Annotated in this window: 18 protein-coding genes; 9 read left to right on the forward strand and 9 right to left on the reverse strand. The window is 68.1% G+C overall.

The window, feature by feature from the left end; all coding sequences use genetic code 11:
* Window positions 1-112 precede the first annotated feature (112 nt).
* The 4 genes from AC1RLU_RS00895 (at window position 113) to rpoH (ending at window position 5,866) form a co-directional block, all read left to right on the forward strand.
* Window positions 113-1,966, forward strand: a complete 1,854-nt coding sequence (locus AC1RLU_RS00895) for a uroporphyrinogen-III synthase (RefSeq protein WP_492793497.1) — start codon at window positions 113-115, stop codon at window positions 1,964-1,966.
* 18 nt (window positions 1,967-1,984) lie between these two features.
* Complete coding sequence (locus AC1RLU_RS00900; protein ID WP_492793498.1) at window positions 1,985-3,676, forward strand: heme biosynthesis protein HemY; 1,692 nt, start codon at window positions 1,985-1,987, stop codon at window positions 3,674-3,676.
* A 46-nt stretch (window positions 3,677-3,722) separates the two neighbouring features.
* Window positions 3,723-4,751 (forward strand): RluA family pseudouridine synthase, encoded by a 1,029-nt coding sequence (locus tag AC1RLU_RS00905; protein WP_492793499.1) that lies wholly within the window; start codon window positions 3,723-3,725, stop codon window positions 4,749-4,751.
* 218 nt (window positions 4,752-4,969) lie between these two features.
* On the forward strand, window positions 4,970-5,866 hold the full coding sequence (gene rpoH, locus AC1RLU_RS00910; RefSeq protein ID WP_061970578.1) for an RNA polymerase sigma factor RpoH: 897 nt from the start codon (window positions 4,970-4,972) through the stop codon (window positions 5,864-5,866).
* Window positions 5,867-5,919: 53 nt separating this feature from the next.
* Here rpoH and AC1RLU_RS00915 read toward each other — a convergent pair whose 3' ends face one another.
* Window positions 5,920-6,960 carry a DUF2125 domain-containing protein gene (locus tag AC1RLU_RS00915; RefSeq protein WP_492793500.1) on the reverse strand — a complete coding sequence of 347 codons (1,041 nt, stop codon included), beginning with the start codon at window positions 6,958-6,960 and terminating at the stop codon, window positions 5,920-5,922.
* A gap of 224 nt (window positions 6,961-7,184) precedes the next feature.
* On the opposite strand from AC1RLU_RS00915, the gene AC1RLU_RS00920 reads away from it, so the two are divergent.
* Window positions 7,185-7,754, forward strand: a complete 570-nt coding sequence (locus AC1RLU_RS00920) for a gamma-glutamylcyclotransferase (RefSeq protein WP_061970581.1) — start codon at window positions 7,185-7,187, stop codon at window positions 7,752-7,754.
* 27 nt (window positions 7,755-7,781) lie between these two features.
* Here AC1RLU_RS00920 and AC1RLU_RS00925 read toward each other — a convergent pair whose 3' ends face one another.
* The 5 genes from AC1RLU_RS00925 to ftsE all read right to left on the reverse strand — a co-directional run bounded on the left by AC1RLU_RS00925 (window position 7,782) and on the right by ftsE (window position 11,585).
* A complete protein-coding gene (locus AC1RLU_RS00925) occupies window positions 7,782-8,180 on the reverse strand; it encodes a hypothetical protein (RefSeq protein WP_091856816.1) in 399 nt (132 codons plus the stop codon).
* Between the two features lie 106 nt (window positions 8,181-8,286).
* The gene (locus tag AC1RLU_RS00930; protein WP_142113503.1) at window positions 8,287-9,048 is read right to left on the reverse strand and encodes a lysophospholipid acyltransferase family protein; all 762 of its coding nucleotides are present in this window, start codon (window positions 9,046-9,048) and stop codon (window positions 8,287-8,289) included.
* A gap of 57 nt (window positions 9,049-9,105) precedes the next feature.
* The gene (locus AC1RLU_RS00935; RefSeq protein WP_082617646.1) at window positions 9,106-9,843 is read right to left on the reverse strand and encodes a YdcF family protein; all 738 of its coding nucleotides are present in this window, start codon (window positions 9,841-9,843) and stop codon (window positions 9,106-9,108) included.
* Between the two features lie 169 nt (window positions 9,844-10,012).
* On the reverse strand, window positions 10,013-10,975 hold the full coding sequence (locus AC1RLU_RS00940; protein WP_492793501.1) for a cell division protein FtsX: 963 nt from the start codon (window positions 10,973-10,975) through the stop codon (window positions 10,013-10,015).
* Window positions 10,962-11,585 (reverse strand): cell division ATP-binding protein FtsE, encoded by a 624-nt coding sequence (ftsE, locus tag AC1RLU_RS00945; protein WP_082617647.1) that lies wholly within the window; start codon window positions 11,583-11,585, stop codon window positions 10,962-10,964. Before ftsE ends, AC1RLU_RS00940 begins: the two co-directional genes overlap by 14 nt.
* 233 nt (window positions 11,586-11,818) lie before the next feature.
* Between ftsE and AC1RLU_RS00950 the strand changes: the two genes are divergently transcribed.
* From AC1RLU_RS00950 to AC1RLU_RS00960, 3 genes are all read left to right on the forward strand, one after another.
* Window positions 11,819-12,619: a zinc-ribbon domain-containing protein gene (locus AC1RLU_RS00950; RefSeq protein WP_492793502.1), complete on the forward strand. Its 801-nt coding sequence runs from the start codon at window positions 11,819-11,821 to the stop codon at window positions 12,617-12,619.
* A 134-nt stretch (window positions 12,620-12,753) separates the two neighbouring features.
* On the forward strand, window positions 12,754-13,311 hold the full coding sequence (gene hpt, locus AC1RLU_RS00955) for a hypoxanthine phosphoribosyltransferase (RefSeq protein WP_061970588.1): 558 nt from the start codon (window positions 12,754-12,756) through the stop codon (window positions 13,309-13,311).
* A gap of 9 nt (window positions 13,312-13,320) precedes the next feature.
* On the forward strand, window positions 13,321-13,695 hold the full coding sequence (locus AC1RLU_RS00960; RefSeq protein WP_142113496.1) for a response regulator: 375 nt from the start codon (window positions 13,321-13,323) through the stop codon (window positions 13,693-13,695).
* A 9-nt stretch (window positions 13,696-13,704) separates the two neighbouring features.
* Here the strand turns inward: AC1RLU_RS00960 and AC1RLU_RS00965 are convergent, their stop codons facing one another.
* The 3 genes from AC1RLU_RS00965 to AC1RLU_RS00975 all read right to left on the reverse strand — a co-directional run bounded on the left by AC1RLU_RS00965 (window position 13,705) and on the right by AC1RLU_RS00975 (window position 15,562).
* The gene (locus AC1RLU_RS00965) at window positions 13,705-14,214 is read right to left on the reverse strand and encodes a TspO/MBR family protein (protein ID WP_492793503.1); all 510 of its coding nucleotides are present in this window, start codon (window positions 14,212-14,214) and stop codon (window positions 13,705-13,707) included.
* 158 nt (window positions 14,215-14,372) lie between these two features.
* Window positions 14,373-14,963: a glycoside hydrolase family 19 protein gene (locus tag AC1RLU_RS00970; protein WP_492793504.1), complete on the reverse strand. Its 591-nt coding sequence runs from the start codon at window positions 14,961-14,963 to the stop codon at window positions 14,373-14,375.
* A 77-nt stretch (window positions 14,964-15,040) separates the two neighbouring features.
* Entirely contained in the window at window positions 15,041-15,562 is a 522-nt protein-coding gene (locus tag AC1RLU_RS00975) for a cysteine dioxygenase (protein ID WP_091856820.1), read from the reverse strand.
* 177 nt (window positions 15,563-15,739) lie between these two features.
* Between AC1RLU_RS00975 and AC1RLU_RS00980 the strand changes: the two genes are divergently transcribed.
* Window positions 15,740-16,216 (forward strand): Lrp/AsnC family transcriptional regulator, encoded by a 477-nt coding sequence (locus AC1RLU_RS00980; protein WP_492793505.1) that lies wholly within the window; start codon window positions 15,740-15,742, stop codon window positions 16,214-16,216.
* The last annotated feature ends 109 nt before the right edge of the window (window positions 16,217-16,325 follow it).

The raw sequence follows: 16,325 nt of genomic DNA on the forward strand, positions 1-16,325 counted from the left end.
AGGAGACGGCATGGGCAGGATCATTGTTCCGCCTCAATGCGGCATGATCGCAAATTGCTGCACGGTTCGCGGATCGTCCTGCGGGCGCCGCCGGTTTTGTCAGGAGCTGTGAATGCGCGTCTTCGTCTTTCGTCCCCGCCCCGATGCCGAACGGACCGCCCGCGCTATCGCCGAGCACGGCTTCGAGCCGGTCGTCGCGCCGCTCTTCGAGGTCGTTCGCCTGTCGGACGCCGCGCCCGAGGGGGCGTTCGACGCGATCGTGCTGACCAGCGGCAATGGCGTGCCGGCGCTGGCGGATGGATCGATCGCCTGGCGGGACCTGCCGGTCTTCACCGTTGGAAGCCGCACGGCTGCGAAGGTGCGCGAGGCCGGGCTGGACGATACCCGTAGCGCCGATGGCGACCGCAACGACCTGATCGAGCTGATTCTGCGGACGCTGCCGGTGCCGGCAAAGCTCCTGATGATCGTCGGTCGCGACCGCAAGGAGGACGTGCCCGACCGTCTGCGCGAGGCCGGCTACGAGGTGACGCTCTGGACCGCCTATGCGGCCGAGCCCGTCTCCGTCCTGCCTGAGGATATGCAAGCCGCGCTGCGGCATGGCGGCGGAGGCGCGGCCCTGCATTATTCGGCGCGCGGCGCGCGGACCTTCATTGCGCTGGCCCAGGCGGCCGGCGTTGCCGACGAGGCGCTCGAACTCACCCATGTCACGCTGTCGGCCGATGTCGCTTCGCCCCTGATCTCGGCCGGTGCCAGTACGGTGCTGGTCGCGGAGCATCCGGAGGAAGCCGGGATGCTGGCGGCGCTGGAGCAGGTCTCGGCGCGCGAGCATTTGATCGATGCTGCCCGGCCGGAGCCGCGCGGCAGCCTGCAGCGCACGCCGCCGACCGTCGATCTCAAGGTGGTCTCGTCGTCGGACGAACCGACCGAGGCGGCGGAGCCCGCGAAGCCGTCGCCGGAAGCGGTGGCGCCGACCGAAGCGCTGCCGCAGGAATTCGCGCCGCCACCGGTCGAGCCGGCGCGTGCGCCTGCCGAACGCGAGGCGCCGGCCCGCACGCCCTGGCTCGCTGTGATCGCGGCCGGACTCGTCGGTGGCGTGATCGGCGGAGCACTCGTCAGTTATGCGCTGAGCAAGCCCGCTCCTTCCGGTAACGTCGAGGCTATCGCTGAATTGCGGAGCCGGCTGGAAGCCACGCAGGCGAGCGCGGCGGCAGCCGACCGCAAGGCGGCCTCTGCGACGGAAGCGGCGGCCAAGGCCGGTTCCGAACTCCAGGCAGTGACGGCGAAGCTCGCTTCGCTCGGCAATGTACAGGCCCCGGATACCAGCGCTTTCACCGCTCAGGCCCAGAGGGCCGAAGCGGCGGCTGCGGCCGTCGGCCAGCGCCTCGACGAGATCGCGGGGCGGCTCGGCAGCGTCGAGACGCAGGCCAAGGCGGCATCGGGCGCCAGTCCGGAGGCGATGGCGGCGGCGCGGATCGTGCTGGCTGAACGGGTGCAGCGTGCGCTCGCCGGCGGGCGCCCCTTCGCCGGCGATATCGCGGCGTTGACAAAAAGCGGCGTGGCGCAGGCGGACGTCGCTGCCCTGGCGGCTGTTTCTTCAGGCGGCGCGCCGACGCGCGATGCGCTGCAGGCGGGCTTCCGCAAGCATGGCGCGATGTTCCAGCGCGAGGTGATGCCGGCCTCCGACAGCTGGACCGACAAGCTGCTCGCCCTGGCGAGCCGCGTCGTCACGGTCCGCCCGGTCGGCGACAGCGGCTCGACCGATCCCGCGACGCTGCCGCTCCGGATCGAAGGCGCCATCGCCGCCGGCGATATCGTCAAGGCTTCGGCGCTGTGGGGCCAGTTGCCGGAGCCGGCGCGCCGTGCCAGTGCGGAATTCGGCGCCGATCTGCAGAAGCGTGCCGCAGCGGATGCGGCGATCGCCAAAATCGCGCAGGATGCGGTCGCGGCGCTCGGCGCGGCCGGTTGACGGAGGGTTGAGGAGTCCATGGTTCGCGTTCTCGTCTACCTCGCCGTCTTCGCCTGTCTTGCCTTCGGCGCCGTCTGGCTCGCCGACCGGCCGGGCGAGGTTTCCGTCCTCTGGCAGGGCTACCGGATCGAGACCAGTGTCGCGCTGGCGGCGATCGGCGTCGTCGCGCTCGCCTTTCTCGTCCTGCTGGTCTGGGCGATCTTTCGCTTCGTCTTCGGTTTGCCTTCGGCCTTCAGTCTCTCTTCGCGGTCGCGGCGCCGAGCGCGCGGCTTCGAGGCTGTGTCGCGCGGCATGGTCGCGATCGGCGCGGGCGATCCGATCGCCGCCGGGCGCTATACCGGCGAGGCGCGCCGATTCGTTCCGGGCGAGCCGCTGACCCTGCTGCTGGAGGCGCAGACCGCCCAGTTGAGCGGCGACCGGGCGCAGGCCGAGGCCGCTTTCAAGGCGATGCTGGAGAAATCCGAAACGCGCGTGCTGGGCCTGCGCGGACTCTTCGTCGAGGCGAAGCGGCGCGGTGACGTCACCGCCGCGCGCGCCTTCGCCGATGATGCGGTGCGCCGCTCGCCCTCGCTGGCCTGGGCCAATGACGCGCTGCTGGATTTTCACACGCAGGCCGGCGACTGGCAGGCCGCCCGCACCGCGGTCGAGCGCCGCGCTGCGCTGAGGCTCGCCGACAAGGCAGAGGCCCGTCGCCAGCGGGCCGTGCTGCTGGCGGCCGAGGCCTTGCAGGCGCGTGAGCACGAGCCCGAGAAGGCGCTCGCCGCGGCGCTCGAAGCGGTGAAGCTGTCACCGGCCTTGACGCCGGCCGCTGCCCTGGCCGGGCGGATGCTCGCCGAGCGCGGCGATGTCCGCAAGGCCTCGAAGCTGCTGGAGGCGGCCTGGAAGGATGCGCCGCATCCCGACATCGCTGCCGCCTATCTCGATGCGCGGCCGGGCGACAGCGCGCTCGACCGCCTTGCCCGGGCGACGACACTGACGAAGCTGCGTCCCTCCGATCCGGAAAGCGTGCTGGCACTGACCGGCGCCGCGATCCAGGCGCGCGAGTTCCAGAAAGCGCGCGAGACGCTGAAGCCCTTGCTGGCTGGAGGTGCCTCGGTGCGCGCCTGCCTGCTGATGGCCGAGCTGGAAGATGCCGAGCATGGTGCGGCCGGCCGCGTGCGCGAATGGCTGGCGCGGGCGACACGGGCGCCGCGCGATGCCGCCTGGGTCGCGGACGGACTGGTCTCCGACCACTGGATGCCGGTCTCGCCGATCACCGGCCGGCTCGACGCCTTTGTCTGGACGGTCCCGCCGGCGACGCTCGGCAACAAGGCGCAAGCCGTGGATGACGTGCTGGCCGATCTCGACGATTCGACCAAGCTGATCGAGGTCAAGGCCGAGAGCGTCACGACGATCGAGCCTGCGGCCGTTGCGCCGCCGCCTCCGCCTGTGCCGAAGGAAGAGCCCAAGCCGGAGCCGGTCGTGGCCGCCGCGCCGCCGGTTCCGAAGGAGGAGCCGAAGCCGGTCGTCGAGCCGAAGCCGTTGGAAGCGGTTGTGGAACCTGTGAAGCCCGTGGAAGCCAAACCGGCCGAGGCCAAGCCAGCCGCTGCACGCGAGACAACGCCGCCCAAGCCGGTGATCTTCCCGGTCTCGCACGCGCCCGACGACCCGGGACCAGAGGAGGAGCCGCCGCCGGAGCCGAAGAAGAGCGGCTTCAGGCTGTTCGGCTGAGCGGAAAAGGCGTGCGGCCGGCGGCCATGCGCCTTATAGCGGCGCGATGACATCCGTTCTCGACCCAAATGCCACTGTGACCCTGACGGTCGGCCCCGAGCAGGCCGGCCAGCGGCTGGACAAGGCACTCACCCTGCTCGCCGGCGAGATTTCGCGCGCCCGATTGCAGCAGGTCATCAAGGAAGGCGGGGTCAGCCTCAACGGTGCCGTCTTCAGCGACGGCAGCCGCAAGGTGGTCGAAGGCGACACGATCGCCCTGGTCATGCCGGCGGCGAAGCCGGCCGATCCGATCGGGCAGGATATCCCGCTCGATGTCGTCTACGAGGACGAGCACCTGATCGTGATCGACAAGCCGGCGGGGCTCGTCGTTCACCCGGCCGGCGGGCATGAGGACGGCACGCTGGTCAACGCGTTGATCGCCCATTGTGGCGAGAGCCTCTCCGGCATTGGTGGCGTCAGGCGGCCGGGCATCGTGCACCGGCTCGACAAGGACACCAGCGGCCTGCTCGTCGTCGCCAAGAACGACCGGGCGCATCACAAGCTCGCCAAGCAGTTCGCCGATCATGGCCGCACCGGGCCGCTCCAGCGCGCCTATCTCGCCATCGCCTGGGGCGTGCCGCGCCTGCGCGAAGGAACGATCGACGCGCCGATCGAACGCTCGACCCGCAACCGCGAGAAGATGACCGTGGTGAAGGAGGGGCGTGGGCGCGAGGCGATCACCCATATCGAACTGCTCGAACGCTACCCGCCGTTGCTGAAGGGCCTAGACGAGACCGAACCGCTGGCGAGCCTGATCGAATGCCGTCTGGAAACCGGGCGCACGCATCAGATCCGCGTGCATATGAGCCATATCGGCCATCCCCTGCTGGGCGACCAGCTCTACGGCTCGGGCTTCGCCACCAAGGCGGTCCGCTTGCCGGCGGATGCGCAGGCGGCGCTGGCCGCGCTCGGCCGGCAGGCGCTGCATGCGGCGATCCTCGGTTTCGAGCATCCCGCCAGCGGCGAAGAGATGCTGTTCGAATCCGAGCCGCCCGAGGATTTTGCGAATCTGCAAGCGGCACTCGCGAGGCTGTGAGCGAATCCGGCGGTTTTGCCACCTTTCCGCCAGAGTGAGTTCGCATATACTGGCGCTGTTCGGATGCGGATGGCCAAGGGGGCGCCGCAAGCGAGCGTTCCGACCGAACCGATGACAGGTTCCCGCGTTGGATCGTATTGCCGAATCCGAAGCCTGCGCGAAGGTTGATCGCGCGGAGGGCCTGCCGCCAAGCGGGGGCCTCGATGAGGAGAACGAGCATGGCGAGTGCTTCGCTGCCCGTCCTGTCCGCCGAAGGCGGACTGTCACGTTATCTCGATGAAATCCGCAAGTTCCCGATGCTGGAACCGAGCCAGGAATACATGCTGGCCAAACGCTGGCGCGAGCATGGCGACCGCGATGCGGCGCACCAGCTCGTGACTTCGCACCTGCGCCTCGTCGCCAAGATCGCCATGGGCTATCGCGGCTACGGCCTGCCGATCGGCGAGGTCGTGTCGGAAGGCAATGTCGGCTTGATGCAGGCGGTGAAGCGCTTCGAGCCCGAGAAGGGCTTTCGGCTGGCCACCTATGCGATGTGGTGGATCAAGGCCTCGATCCAGGAATACATCCTGCGCTCGTGGTCGCTGGTGAAGATGGGCACGACCGCCAACCAGAAAAAGCTGTTCTTCAACCTGCGCAAGGCCAAGAGCAAGATCTCGGCGCTGGGCGAGGGCGACCTGCGCCCCGACCAGGTCAAGCAGATCGCGACCAAGCTCGGCGTCAACGAGCAGGACGTGGTCGACATGAACCGCCGCCTCGGCGGCGACGCGTCGCTCAACACGCCGCTGCGCGAGGATGGCGAGGGCGAGTGGCAGGACTGGCTCGTCGACGATTCGGAAAGCCAGGAGCGCCGCCTCGCCGATTCCGAGGAGGCTGACAACCGCCACTCGGCTTTGCGCGAGGCGCTTGAGGTGCTCAATCCGCGCGAGCGGCGCATCTTCGAGGCGCGCCGCCTGGCCGAGGACCCGATCACCCTGGAGCAGCTCTCCGAGGAGTTCGGCGTGTCGCGCGAGCGCGTGCGCCAGATCGAGGTCCGCGCCTTCGAGAAGGTGCAGGAGGCCGTGAAGAAGGCGATCACCCGCATCGAGGCGCCGCGCGCGGCCCTGCCGGCGGCCTGACCGGTTTCGCTAGCGAGAGTTTGAAGGGGCGCCGGGAGGCGCCCCTTTTTTTGTCAGTACAGCGGCGGTAGCGGCTGGAGCGGCAGGCGGAACGGGCCGATGAAGACCCGGCCTTCGCGCAGCGAGACCGGAGGCAGGGTGGTCAGGCCCGGTGCCGTGGCAGTGTTGCCGCCGCGCCCGCCGAGGAAGCCACCGAGGCCGCCCAGAAGGTTGCCGATGCGAAAGCCGCCGATCTGCTCGATGCCGGCCGCCGCCAACTGGAGGTCGCCGGCGACGCGGTGCAACGGATCGAGCAGCAATTGCCCGCTGCCGTCGACGCGGGCCTTGCCCTTGGTCGAGACCAGGCGGGTCAAATCGAACGTCCCGTTGGCGGCGCGCCAGCTCTCGAGCGCATCGGGGTTGAAGCCCTTGCGGAAGCTCTCGGCCTGGGTGAGCGTCGCCTGCAGGTCGATCTCGCCGGCTTCCGTGTTGCCGAGCAGGGCATCGATCGGCGGCAGGATCGTGCCCTTGGCGTTGATGGCGATGTCGACGGCCTGATCGGTTGCGGGCCGGGCCGGGTTGCGGCGCAGATGCGCTTCGAGCGTGGCGGCGCCCCAGTTCTCGGCAGTGAGGCCGGGCGTCGTCAGCACGCCGCGGGGCTCGCTGGCAACGAGCGCGAAGCGCTCCGGGCTGCGCCAGGCGAAGCTGGCATCGAGGCTCTTCCAGGTCAGGTCGAGCACGCGGCCTTCCGGCAGGAGCGCCTTCGCCGGGCTCGACACTTCGAGGATCACGAGGCCGGGCGAATAGATCTGGCCGACTGCGACGGTCGGCCCGGTCTCGACGCGCACCGCATCGCCCCAGCGGGTCGAGGTCAGGGTCAGCGCGTTGCAGCGCAATTCGATGCGGAAGGGGAAGCCGCCGATGCTGCGGTCGGCACAGGTCCAGGTGCGGCCGCGCTCGGCCTCGCGCGCCAGCGCGACGTCGATTTCGGTCGCGATGCGGCCACGCGCATAGAACCAGAAGGCGGACCAGGCGGCGGCGAGGACGACAAGCAGCATGAAAGGCCCGTAGAGCCAGAAGCGGCTGCGGCGGCGCGTCGGGAGGGGATCGGTCATGCGGCAGGCATTCCTTGCGCGGAGGCGGGCGGATCGCTAGATCGCCCGGACGGCTTTGCCGGGCGGTCTATCACGTTGGCGTGGCACCGGATTTGCTCGAAAAGCGGATGACGCTCTTCGGCCCGATGGTTTAGCTCGCCGGACGGGAAGGCGCCAGAGCAAGCGACCCGACCGAAACGGCAAGCTCAGCAAGCAGGCCGACGCGGCCAAATTATGGGACGAGGATGACGACCGAATTCGGCGCGACCGATCTCTGGGTCTTCGGTTACGGCTCGCTGATCTGGCGGCCGGGCTTCGCTTTCGAGGAGAGCGTGCAGGCCCGCCTCCACGGCTATCACCGCTCGCTTTGCGTGTTCTCGCATGTGCATCGCGGCACGCCGGAGCGGCCGGGGCTGGTGCTGGGGCTCGATCGCGGCGGGGTCTGCCGCGGTCTCGCCTTCCGCGTCGCGGCCGGGCAGGCGCAGGAGACCGTGGACTATCTCCGGGCGCGCGAGCAGGCGACGGCGGTCTATCTCGAGCGCCACGTCCAGCTCAAACTGGAGGATGGCCGGCAGGTGCGCGGGATCGTCTATGTCGCCGACCGCAAGCACCTGCAATATGCCGGCAAGCTGCCGCCGGCGCAGTTGCTCAAGCTCGTTCGGGAGGGCAGGGGCCAGTCCGGCGAGAACCCCGACTACGTGCTGCAGACGCACGAGCATCTGCGCAAGATGGGCATTTTCGATCCGGTCCTGGCCGGATTGGCCCAGCAATTGGCGCCAGGCCTCGGCGCGCCGCATCCGCCGCTGGCGGGTTGATCGTGCCTGCGGCACAGCCCTGAATCTTCAGCCTTCCGGGTTCGCTTCCGGCATCAGGTCGAGCAGGGCGGCACGGCGGCTCATCCCGTCCTCGGCGAGCAGGTGGACATGGATCTCGCAGGCGCCGGCGGCCATGATCGAACGCTGCCAGCGGCCGAGCGCGGCTTCGATGCCGAAGGGGCCGGAGTCGCGGGCGGCGATGACACGCCGATCGCTGGAGACCGCGAGCAGGACCGCATCGGTGAAGCCCAGCGCATGCGTGTCGTCGACGGCGAAGACCGAGGCGACATAGCGGCGGCCAGAGCGGCCGCGCCAGGCGGTGAAGCGTCGTTCGCTCAGCGCAGCGGTGCTGCGCAGGGGCATTTCGCGGGCGGCGGGCGCCTCGTCGAACAGATCGGGTGTGTCGCGATAGGCGAGAGCGGCCATGTCCGTTCCTCCTGTGATAGGAACAAAATGGGAACGACATGGGGATAAGTCAAGCGCTGCCGAAAGCGAAACTGCGTTTCGCCCTGCGGGATGCTGTCAGGGAGTGTCAGGAGTTGGCGAGCGGGTCCATCCCGCGCGCCGCAAGCTCGGCGCGGCCTTGCGCGAGGAGCCGGTCGCTCGCCGTCTCGACGCGTTCCTGCAGGGTGCGCTGGAAGGTCGCCTTGTCGAGCCCCGGCTCGATCGGCGGCAGGATCTCGATGCGGACGGTGCCGGGGCGGCGCAGGAACTTGCGGCGGGGCCAGTAGAGACCGGTGTTCAGAGCGACCGGCACGCAGGGCACGCCGAGCTCGCCATAGAGATGGGCGACGCCGAATTTGTAGTCCGGCGGGGCACCGGGCGCCCGGCGGGTGCCTTCCGGAAAGATCAGCAGCTGGCGGCCGTTCTGGCCGAGTTCGATCTTGGCGCGGCGCGTGACGTCTGACAGGGCGCGGGCCCGCGCTCCGCGGTTGACCGGGATCATCCGCATCTTCGTCAGGGCCCAGCCGAAGACCGGGATCCAGGTCAATTCGCGCTTGAGGATGAAGACCGGATTGCGGAAGACCGTGACCAGCGCGAAGGTCTCCAGGAAGGACTGGTGCTTGGCGCCGACCATCAGGCCGCCCTGCGGAACGTTCTCGATGCCGGTGATCTCGCAGCGCGTGCCGGCGACGACGCGCATCAGCCACAGCGCCGAGTGGGCCCAGCCGATCGCAACCGCCAGAATCGCGCGCTTCGGCAGAAGCAGGGCAGGCAGGACACCAAAGATCAGCCAGAGGGTGAGATTGGCATAGAACAGGATGTTGAAGGCGAGGGAGCGCAGGACGAGCATGCTGCGCAATGAGCCCGAGACGCGCTTCCGGTCAAGCTCCGGCTTATCGGTTCGGCCTCAACCTTCGTGGCGATGCTGCTCCAGAAGGCGGGAGCGCTTCTCGGCGGCGGGGCCGAGCGTATCCGCGGGCTTCGGCGAAACCGGCTTGCGGCCGCCGATGATCACCGAGAGACGCGAGGTCTCCGGATCGCTTTCGACGAGGCTGCGCAGGCGCGCGACGAGGTATTTCGCATATTCCGGCGCGAGCATCCTGACGACCGACCAGCGGTTCCACCAGCCGGAGGTGTCGACATGTTCGGTCACGACCGGGTGGGCAACCAGCTGGACGCCCGGCATCGCATGAGCGAATTCGACGAGGGTGCGCGGCATGTGATAATTCGAGGTCACCACGAGCAGCGAGCGGAAGCCGTGGCGGCGGACCCAGCGCCGGGCCTCGATGGCGTTGCCGATGGTATTGCGGGCGCGATAGTCGAGATCGACGCAGCAGGAGAGCAGGTCGCGCGAGGCGGGATTCAGCTTGGCGAGTTCCTCACGGCCGGTTTTCTCGTTGACGCCGCTGATCAACAGGCGTTCCCCGCGCTCGGCGCCGAGCAGGCCGATGGCATCGCCGATGCGCTGGGCGCCCCCGGTGACGACGACGATCGCATCGGTGCGCGGTGTGCTTGCCGGCTCGCGCGCATCGATCATCGCGGCGAAGCGGATATAGCCGATACCCAAGAGCAGGGCGCCGGCGCAAGCGATGGCAGCCGCCGTCAACCCGAGAACGCGGCGGAGCGAGGTCGATCGCGCGGGCATGTCCCTCCGGGGCGCGGAATCGGAAGGCGCCATCGCGAGATGGTCGTTTGTGCTGCCGATCATGGCCATGACGTCGCCGTCCTAGCGCGCCAATCGGGCATAACAGCGGCAGGCCCCTGTCCGGTCTTGCCGCATGCGTTAAGACCTGGTTGCCGCCACCTGAGGATGCTCATGCCAGCATCCTCAGGTGGCGGCGCACGGTGAAGCGCGAGACCAGCCCGGCGATCACCGCGACGACCAGGGCGACGAGGATGACCGCTCCGTAGCCGGTCCAGCCGATCTCGAAGGCGCCGAACAGGGCCTGCAACTGCTCCGCTTCCGGCGTGGCACTCCAGCGCGAGGCGATGAAGCCGAGCACGCCGATCGTGACGATGGCGGCGAGGCCGCCGAAGAGCCCGCCCCTGAGGCCAAGCCGGATGAAGCGGCTCTGGAATTCCCGCGCGATGAAATCATCATTGGCCCCGACGAAATGCAGGACCTCGACGCTGTCGCGGCTGCCGGCCATGGCGCCGCGCGTGGCGAAGGCGACGGCCAGCGCCGCCGCCGTCAGGACGAGCAGGACGATCGCGAAGCCGGTGGCGATGATGGTTCCGGCCATGGCGGAGAGGCGCCTGACCCAGAGCCGGTGGTCGTCCAGCGTCGCGGTCGGTACCTCGCGACGCAGCTCCGCGCCGAAGCCGCCGAGATCGGAGGCGGCGTCGGCCTTCAGCTTCAGCACGATGAGACGCGGGACCGGCAACTCGACGAGATCGAGCCCGGTGCCGAGCCAGGGTTCGAGCAGCTTGTCCGATTCGGCCTTCGGCACGGCGCGGACGCTTTCGACCTCCTTCAGCCCGCTCGCCAGCATGACGGCGCGCGCCACGTCGTCGTCGATCTTGCGGTGCGAATCGGGGCGGACCTGGATGGTCATCTCGTTGGAGATGGCGCCGCGCCACTGGTCGGAAGCGCGCGCGGCGAGGACGGCGGCGCCGGCGCTCAGCGCGGCCAGGAAGGTGAGGATGGCGATCACGGCCATCAGCGCGCGGCCGGCGACATTGTCGATCGGGACGAGTGGCTGGTCCCGCCGGAGATTGGCAGGCAGGCCGCGCGGTCGCCGTCCGGACTCCCGGTCGCTGGCTTCAGGCGTCGACATGGAGATGTCCATCGGCCAGCACGAGGCGCGGCGCGTCGTAGATCTCCATCAGGTTGAGATCGTGGGTCGCGATGATGACGGCGGTGCCCAGCGACTGGAGCTCCATGAACAGCCGCAGCAGGCGCCGGCCGAGACCGGGATCGACATTGCCGGTCGGCTCGTCGGCGAGCAGGAGTTCGGGCCGGCTGATCAGGGCGCGCGCGATGGCGGCGCGCTGCTTCTCGCCGCCTGAGAGAACAGGCGGGACGGCATGCATGCGCTCGCCGAGGCCGACCCAGCGCAGCAACTCGACGACCTCGGCGCGATAGCTCGCTTCCTCCTTGCCGAGGACGCGCAGCGGCAGCGCGACGTTCTCGTAGACGGTCAGGTGGTCGAGCAGGCGGAAATCCTGGAAGACCACGCCCATGCGGCGGCGGAAGGCGGTGAGCGTGTCCGGATCGAGCCGCGAGACGTCCTGGCCGAACAGGTTGACCAGCCCGCGCGTCGGCTTCAGCGCCATCAGGATGAGGCGCATCAGTGTCGTCTTGCCGGCGCCGGAGGGGCCGGTCAGATACTGGAACGAGCGCGGCTCGATGCTGAAGTTGATGTCCTTCAGCACCTCCGGGCCCATGCCGTAACGCAGGCCGACATTCTCGAACCGAACCAAACGGTCTTCCTCGCTGAACCTGTCTTTTGCGAATCCGCATCCGATCCTACACCGCAAGCCGTCGCGCGCGGAAAGGCCGTGATGCGGACAGATTGCCCCAGAGATTCTTCACGGGGCGTTAACCATGAATCCCGCCAACTGAATTGCGCGCAACGGCTGCCCTCATGCGGCGCCCTTGAAGGAGTAGGCTCGCACCCATGCTGATCGTCTGCCCATCCTGCGCGAGCCAGTATGAACTCGACGCGGCCAAACTGGGGCCGGAAGGGCGCAAGGTGCGCTGCGCCGGCTGCAGGACCTCGTGGCATGTCGAGCCCGGTGCCTTCCCGGAGCCTCCCAGCGAGGCCGAGACCCAGGCTCTGCTCGCCGAGGAGCTGGAGCGTGCCGCCGCGATCGATGCCGAAATCACGGCCCTCGCCGCCGAGGCTGGCGGGGAGGACGGCTCGGAGCATCCCTCTTCCGTAGAGGAGTTGCCGGTCGCAGCACCGATGCGGCGGGTCAGGTCCTCCGGCAAGCCGCGCAGGATATCGGGCCCTTTCCTGCGCCGCGGGGGAGCCGGGCTGCCGGCTGCCGCGGCGCTCGCGGGGCTGGCCCTGCTCGGTACCGTGGTCTGGCAGCGCCAGGCCGCGGTCCGCGTCGCGCCGCAGCTTGCGGGCCTGTTCGAGACGATCGGGATGCCCGTCAATGTCCGGGGCCTCAGCCTCAGCTCCATCGAAAGCGGCCTCGTCGAGGACGGGCAGAACCGCTTTCTCGTGGTCGAAGGCGATGTCACCAATATCACCAGGAGCAAGACGGCGGTGCCGCTGATCGAGGTTGCGGTCAAGGATGCCGGCGGCGCGACGCTCTACACCTGGACGACCGAACCGCCACGCGCGAATCTGGAGCCGGCCGAACTCATCCGCTTCCGGGCGCGGCTGGCCTCGCCGCCTGAGCAGGGACAGTCGGTCAGGGTGCGCTTCACCTCGGCTGCAACTATGGCCAATCTCGCCAGCAAGCCCTGAGGCTGCTAGGACAGGGCCTGTCGACCGGGCCGGCCCAGCAGCCGGAGGTGTCCACACATCATCGCCTCATCAGGCCTTCGGCGCATCGGCGTCATGCGAGGCCGGTTGCGGCCGGATATCGAAATGGAGTCATCATGCCGGAACGGCGTATCAGGGTTCTCTACGACGAAGCGGCGATCGCGCGGCGCAACGAGGAAATGGCCGAGGCCATCGCAGCCAGCGCGCCGAAGGACCTGCTCGTCGTCGCCGTCCTGAAAGGCAGCTTCATGTTCGCCGCCGACCTGATCCGGGCGATGCACCGCGTCGGGCTCTCGCCCCAGGTCGAGTTCATCCATCTGTCGAGCTATCTCTCGGGAACCGTTTCCTCCGGCCAGGTCGAGATCCTGCGCGACGTCCAGAGCGAAGTGCGCGACCGCGACGTCTTGCTGGTCGACGACATCCTCGAATCCGGCCGGACGCTGGCCTTCGCCAAGGATCTGCTGGCGGCGCGCGGCGCCGCGAAGGTGTCGACCGCGGTGCTGCTGGAGAAGCCGCACAAGCGGGCGGTCAACATCCAGGCGGATTATGTCGGCTTCGAATGCCCGGATTATTTCGTGGTCGGCTATGGCATGGACGTCGCCCATTCCTACCGGCAGCTGCCCTTCGTCGGCGTGGTCGAGACCGAGGACCAGGCCGGGTTTCCGGGGATCTGAGGAGTATTCATGTCGCGTATTCTGGTCGTCGATGACGAGGAGCCGCTGCGCATGCTTGTCGCACGCGGCCTTGGTCTCGATGGACATAGCTGCCTGACGGCGTCGGACGGAGCCGAGGCGCTCGATATCCTTGTTGCCGAGCAGGGCCGTTTCGACCTGCTCCTGACCGATATCCGCATGCCCCTGATGGACGGCATCGCCCTGGCGCTCGCGGCCAAGCAGCAGTTCCCGGAGCTGACGATCATGCTGATGACCGGCTATGCCGAGCAGCGCGAGCGCGCGAAAAGCCTGGAATCGATCGTCGCCGAGGTGATGGCCAAGCCCTTCACCATTGCCGAATTGCGCGCGACCGTGCTGAAGGTGATCGAGCGCTCGATCGGCTGAGTTCAGTCTCTAGCGGTTGAGCCACCAGATCGAGGCGTTGAGCAGCGTCGCGAAAGCGACCCAGGCCAGATAGGGCCAGAGCAGGTTGGAGGCCAAGCGGTCGAGCGGGCGGAAGGCTGCGATCGCCGCCACGATCAGGACGAGCAACGGAAGGATGACGGCCAAGCCGGCCACCGGGCTGTTGGCGCCGAAGAAGGCGAAGGACCAGCCGATATTGAACAGAAGCTGCAGGTGATAGACCAGCAGCGCGCGCCGGCGCCCGGGCGTGCCGACCGGCAGGCGCAGGATGCGGAATACGGCCAGCGCCATCAGCGCATAGAGCGCTGTCCAGACCGGCGCGAAAATCCAGTTCGGCGGGTTGAAAGGCGGTTTGACGAGGCCGGCATACCAGGTCGGGATTTGCGGCACGGTCGCGGCGCTGCCGGCGATCGACGCCGCCATCACCGGGAGGATCGCGATGGCGAGCGCCGCCCAGAGCGGCGGGCGATGATCGGTCGAGGTCTGGGGCAGCGTCGTCATGATTTGATGATGGGGCTCTGCCGGACGCCTCGCAAGGCGGTGTGCCTGCTTCAGACATGCGGTCTGCACCAGCGGACATTCCCGCTTCTCATGGAACTTTTCCGGGGCAGGGCGTGACGAGCGTCGGCTCGCTCATTCTGGCTGCGGAGATGACGCTCTCACAGCCAAATCTCTTTCGCCTTTGCGAGGTAGCGCGCGCGCTCCGCCAGTCCGTTGCGCCCGCCATTGATCAGCTTCGTCACGCGCTCGCTATCGTCGGCATCGGCGGCCGCGTTGATGGCGCGCTCGGTCCAATAGGCGAAGGCGACGCGCAGCGAAGTCTCGGGCTCCTTCGCCCGCTCGGGCTCGGCCTCCAGGTCGATGCCGAGCAACTGACCGAGGCGGCGGTAATTCGCCCGGCCGGTGAGCTGGAAGATGCCGCGGCCGTGGTAGCGGATGCCGTCGCCGGCCTGCGTGTTGCCGAGGTCGCGTCGGCCTTCGTAGCGGATGAAATAGGCCAGCCCGCCATATTCCTCGAGCGTGCGGAAGCCGTCGGTTTCGTGCGCTGCCTGCGCCAGAAAATGGCAGATGCGCAATCGCGTCGTAAGCGCGTGGTCAGCGGCCAGGTCATCGAAGCGCTCGGCAATGCCGGCAACGATCGCCGTATTGGCGGGAGGCGCGAGGCGCAGCAGGCGTTCGCGGGTGACGGCCAGGCTTGGCTCGGCCGTGTGGTTCAGACCGACCCAGGTTCCGATCGCGCGCATCGACATGAAAATGCCCTCCCGATGAGGAGGGCATCATCGCCGCTGTCACGAAGCCGGGGATAAGATTGCCCGGCGCGAAAAGCTCAGCCGCTGACGGCGGTGTATTCGGTCTCGATCGAGGAGGCGTGGACCTCGTGGTCGAAGCCGTAGATATGGATCGAGATCGCCTCACCCGGCCCGAAATTGCGCATTCGGTGGATGTTCGGGCCCGAGGGCAGCATGCAGGCGACATAGCCCGGTTGGCGCTCCTGCTCCTCGGTCTGGACGGCGCGGTTGGTGTCGATGGCGCGATACCAGGTCTCGGTGACCGTGCCGGAGACGACGCCGAAGCAGCAGGAGCAATGGTGGTCGTGGATCGAGGTCGCCGAGCCTTCGCCCCAGACGATCGCCCAGACGCTGACGGCGTCGTTGCCCGCGAGCAGGTTGCGGCTGTAGCAGCCGGGCTTGCGCTCCAGCGGCAGGCGCTGGACCAGGTCGGGCATGGCGACGAGCTCCTGCAGCACCTCGCGGGCGGCGCTCAGGTAGTCGCGCGTCAGCGTGCCGGCATCGGTCCGCAGATTGCGCAACACGGCACCGCGCCGCTCTTCACTGAGAAAACCCTGCATGCCATTCCCTTTCGATCAGTTTGGGAATGATACGGGACAGGCGGGGGCAGAGGTTTGCGGAGATGGAGAATATTTATCCCCGATTGGAAAATAATGCCCAGTATGGAATTATATGTGGAAATTTCTCTCGGCTTCACTTCCTCGGAAGGAAGTTGATTCCGGATTCTCCGAGGTATCATGGCCAAGCTCGACGCGTTCGATCTGCGCATCCTGGCGCGATTGCAGGAGGATGCGAGCTTGCCGCTGGCTGAACTCGCGGAGGTGGTGGGGCTCTCATCCTCGCCCTGCTGGCGGCGGGTGCAGAAGCTGGAGGAGGGCGGCTATATCAAGCGCCGCGTCGCCCTGCTCGACCGCGACAAGCTCAAGGCCGGCGTCACCGTCTTCATCGCGGTCCGAACGGCCAGGCATTCGATGGAATGGCTGGAGCGCTTCCATGCGGCGGTGCAGGACTTGCCGGAGATCGTCGATTTCTACCGGATGAGCGGCGAGATCGACTACCTGCTCAAGGCCTGCGTCTCGGATATCGCGGCCTATGACGCGCTCTACAAGAAGCTGATCTCGCGCATCGATCTCAGCGACGTGACCTCGATGTTCGCGATGGAGGAGTTGAAATCGACCTCGGCGATCCCGCTGGGATTCGTGGGGGAGGGGTGAGGCGGCTGTCACAGCGGCCGCATCTGCTCGGTCATGGTCGGGCTTGTCCCGACCATCCATGTCTTCATTGGCGAGGGCTGCGTTCAAGACGTGGATGCTCGCCACGAGG

This window comes from Allobosea sp. GW822-FHT05A11 (genome assembly GCF_058800455.1).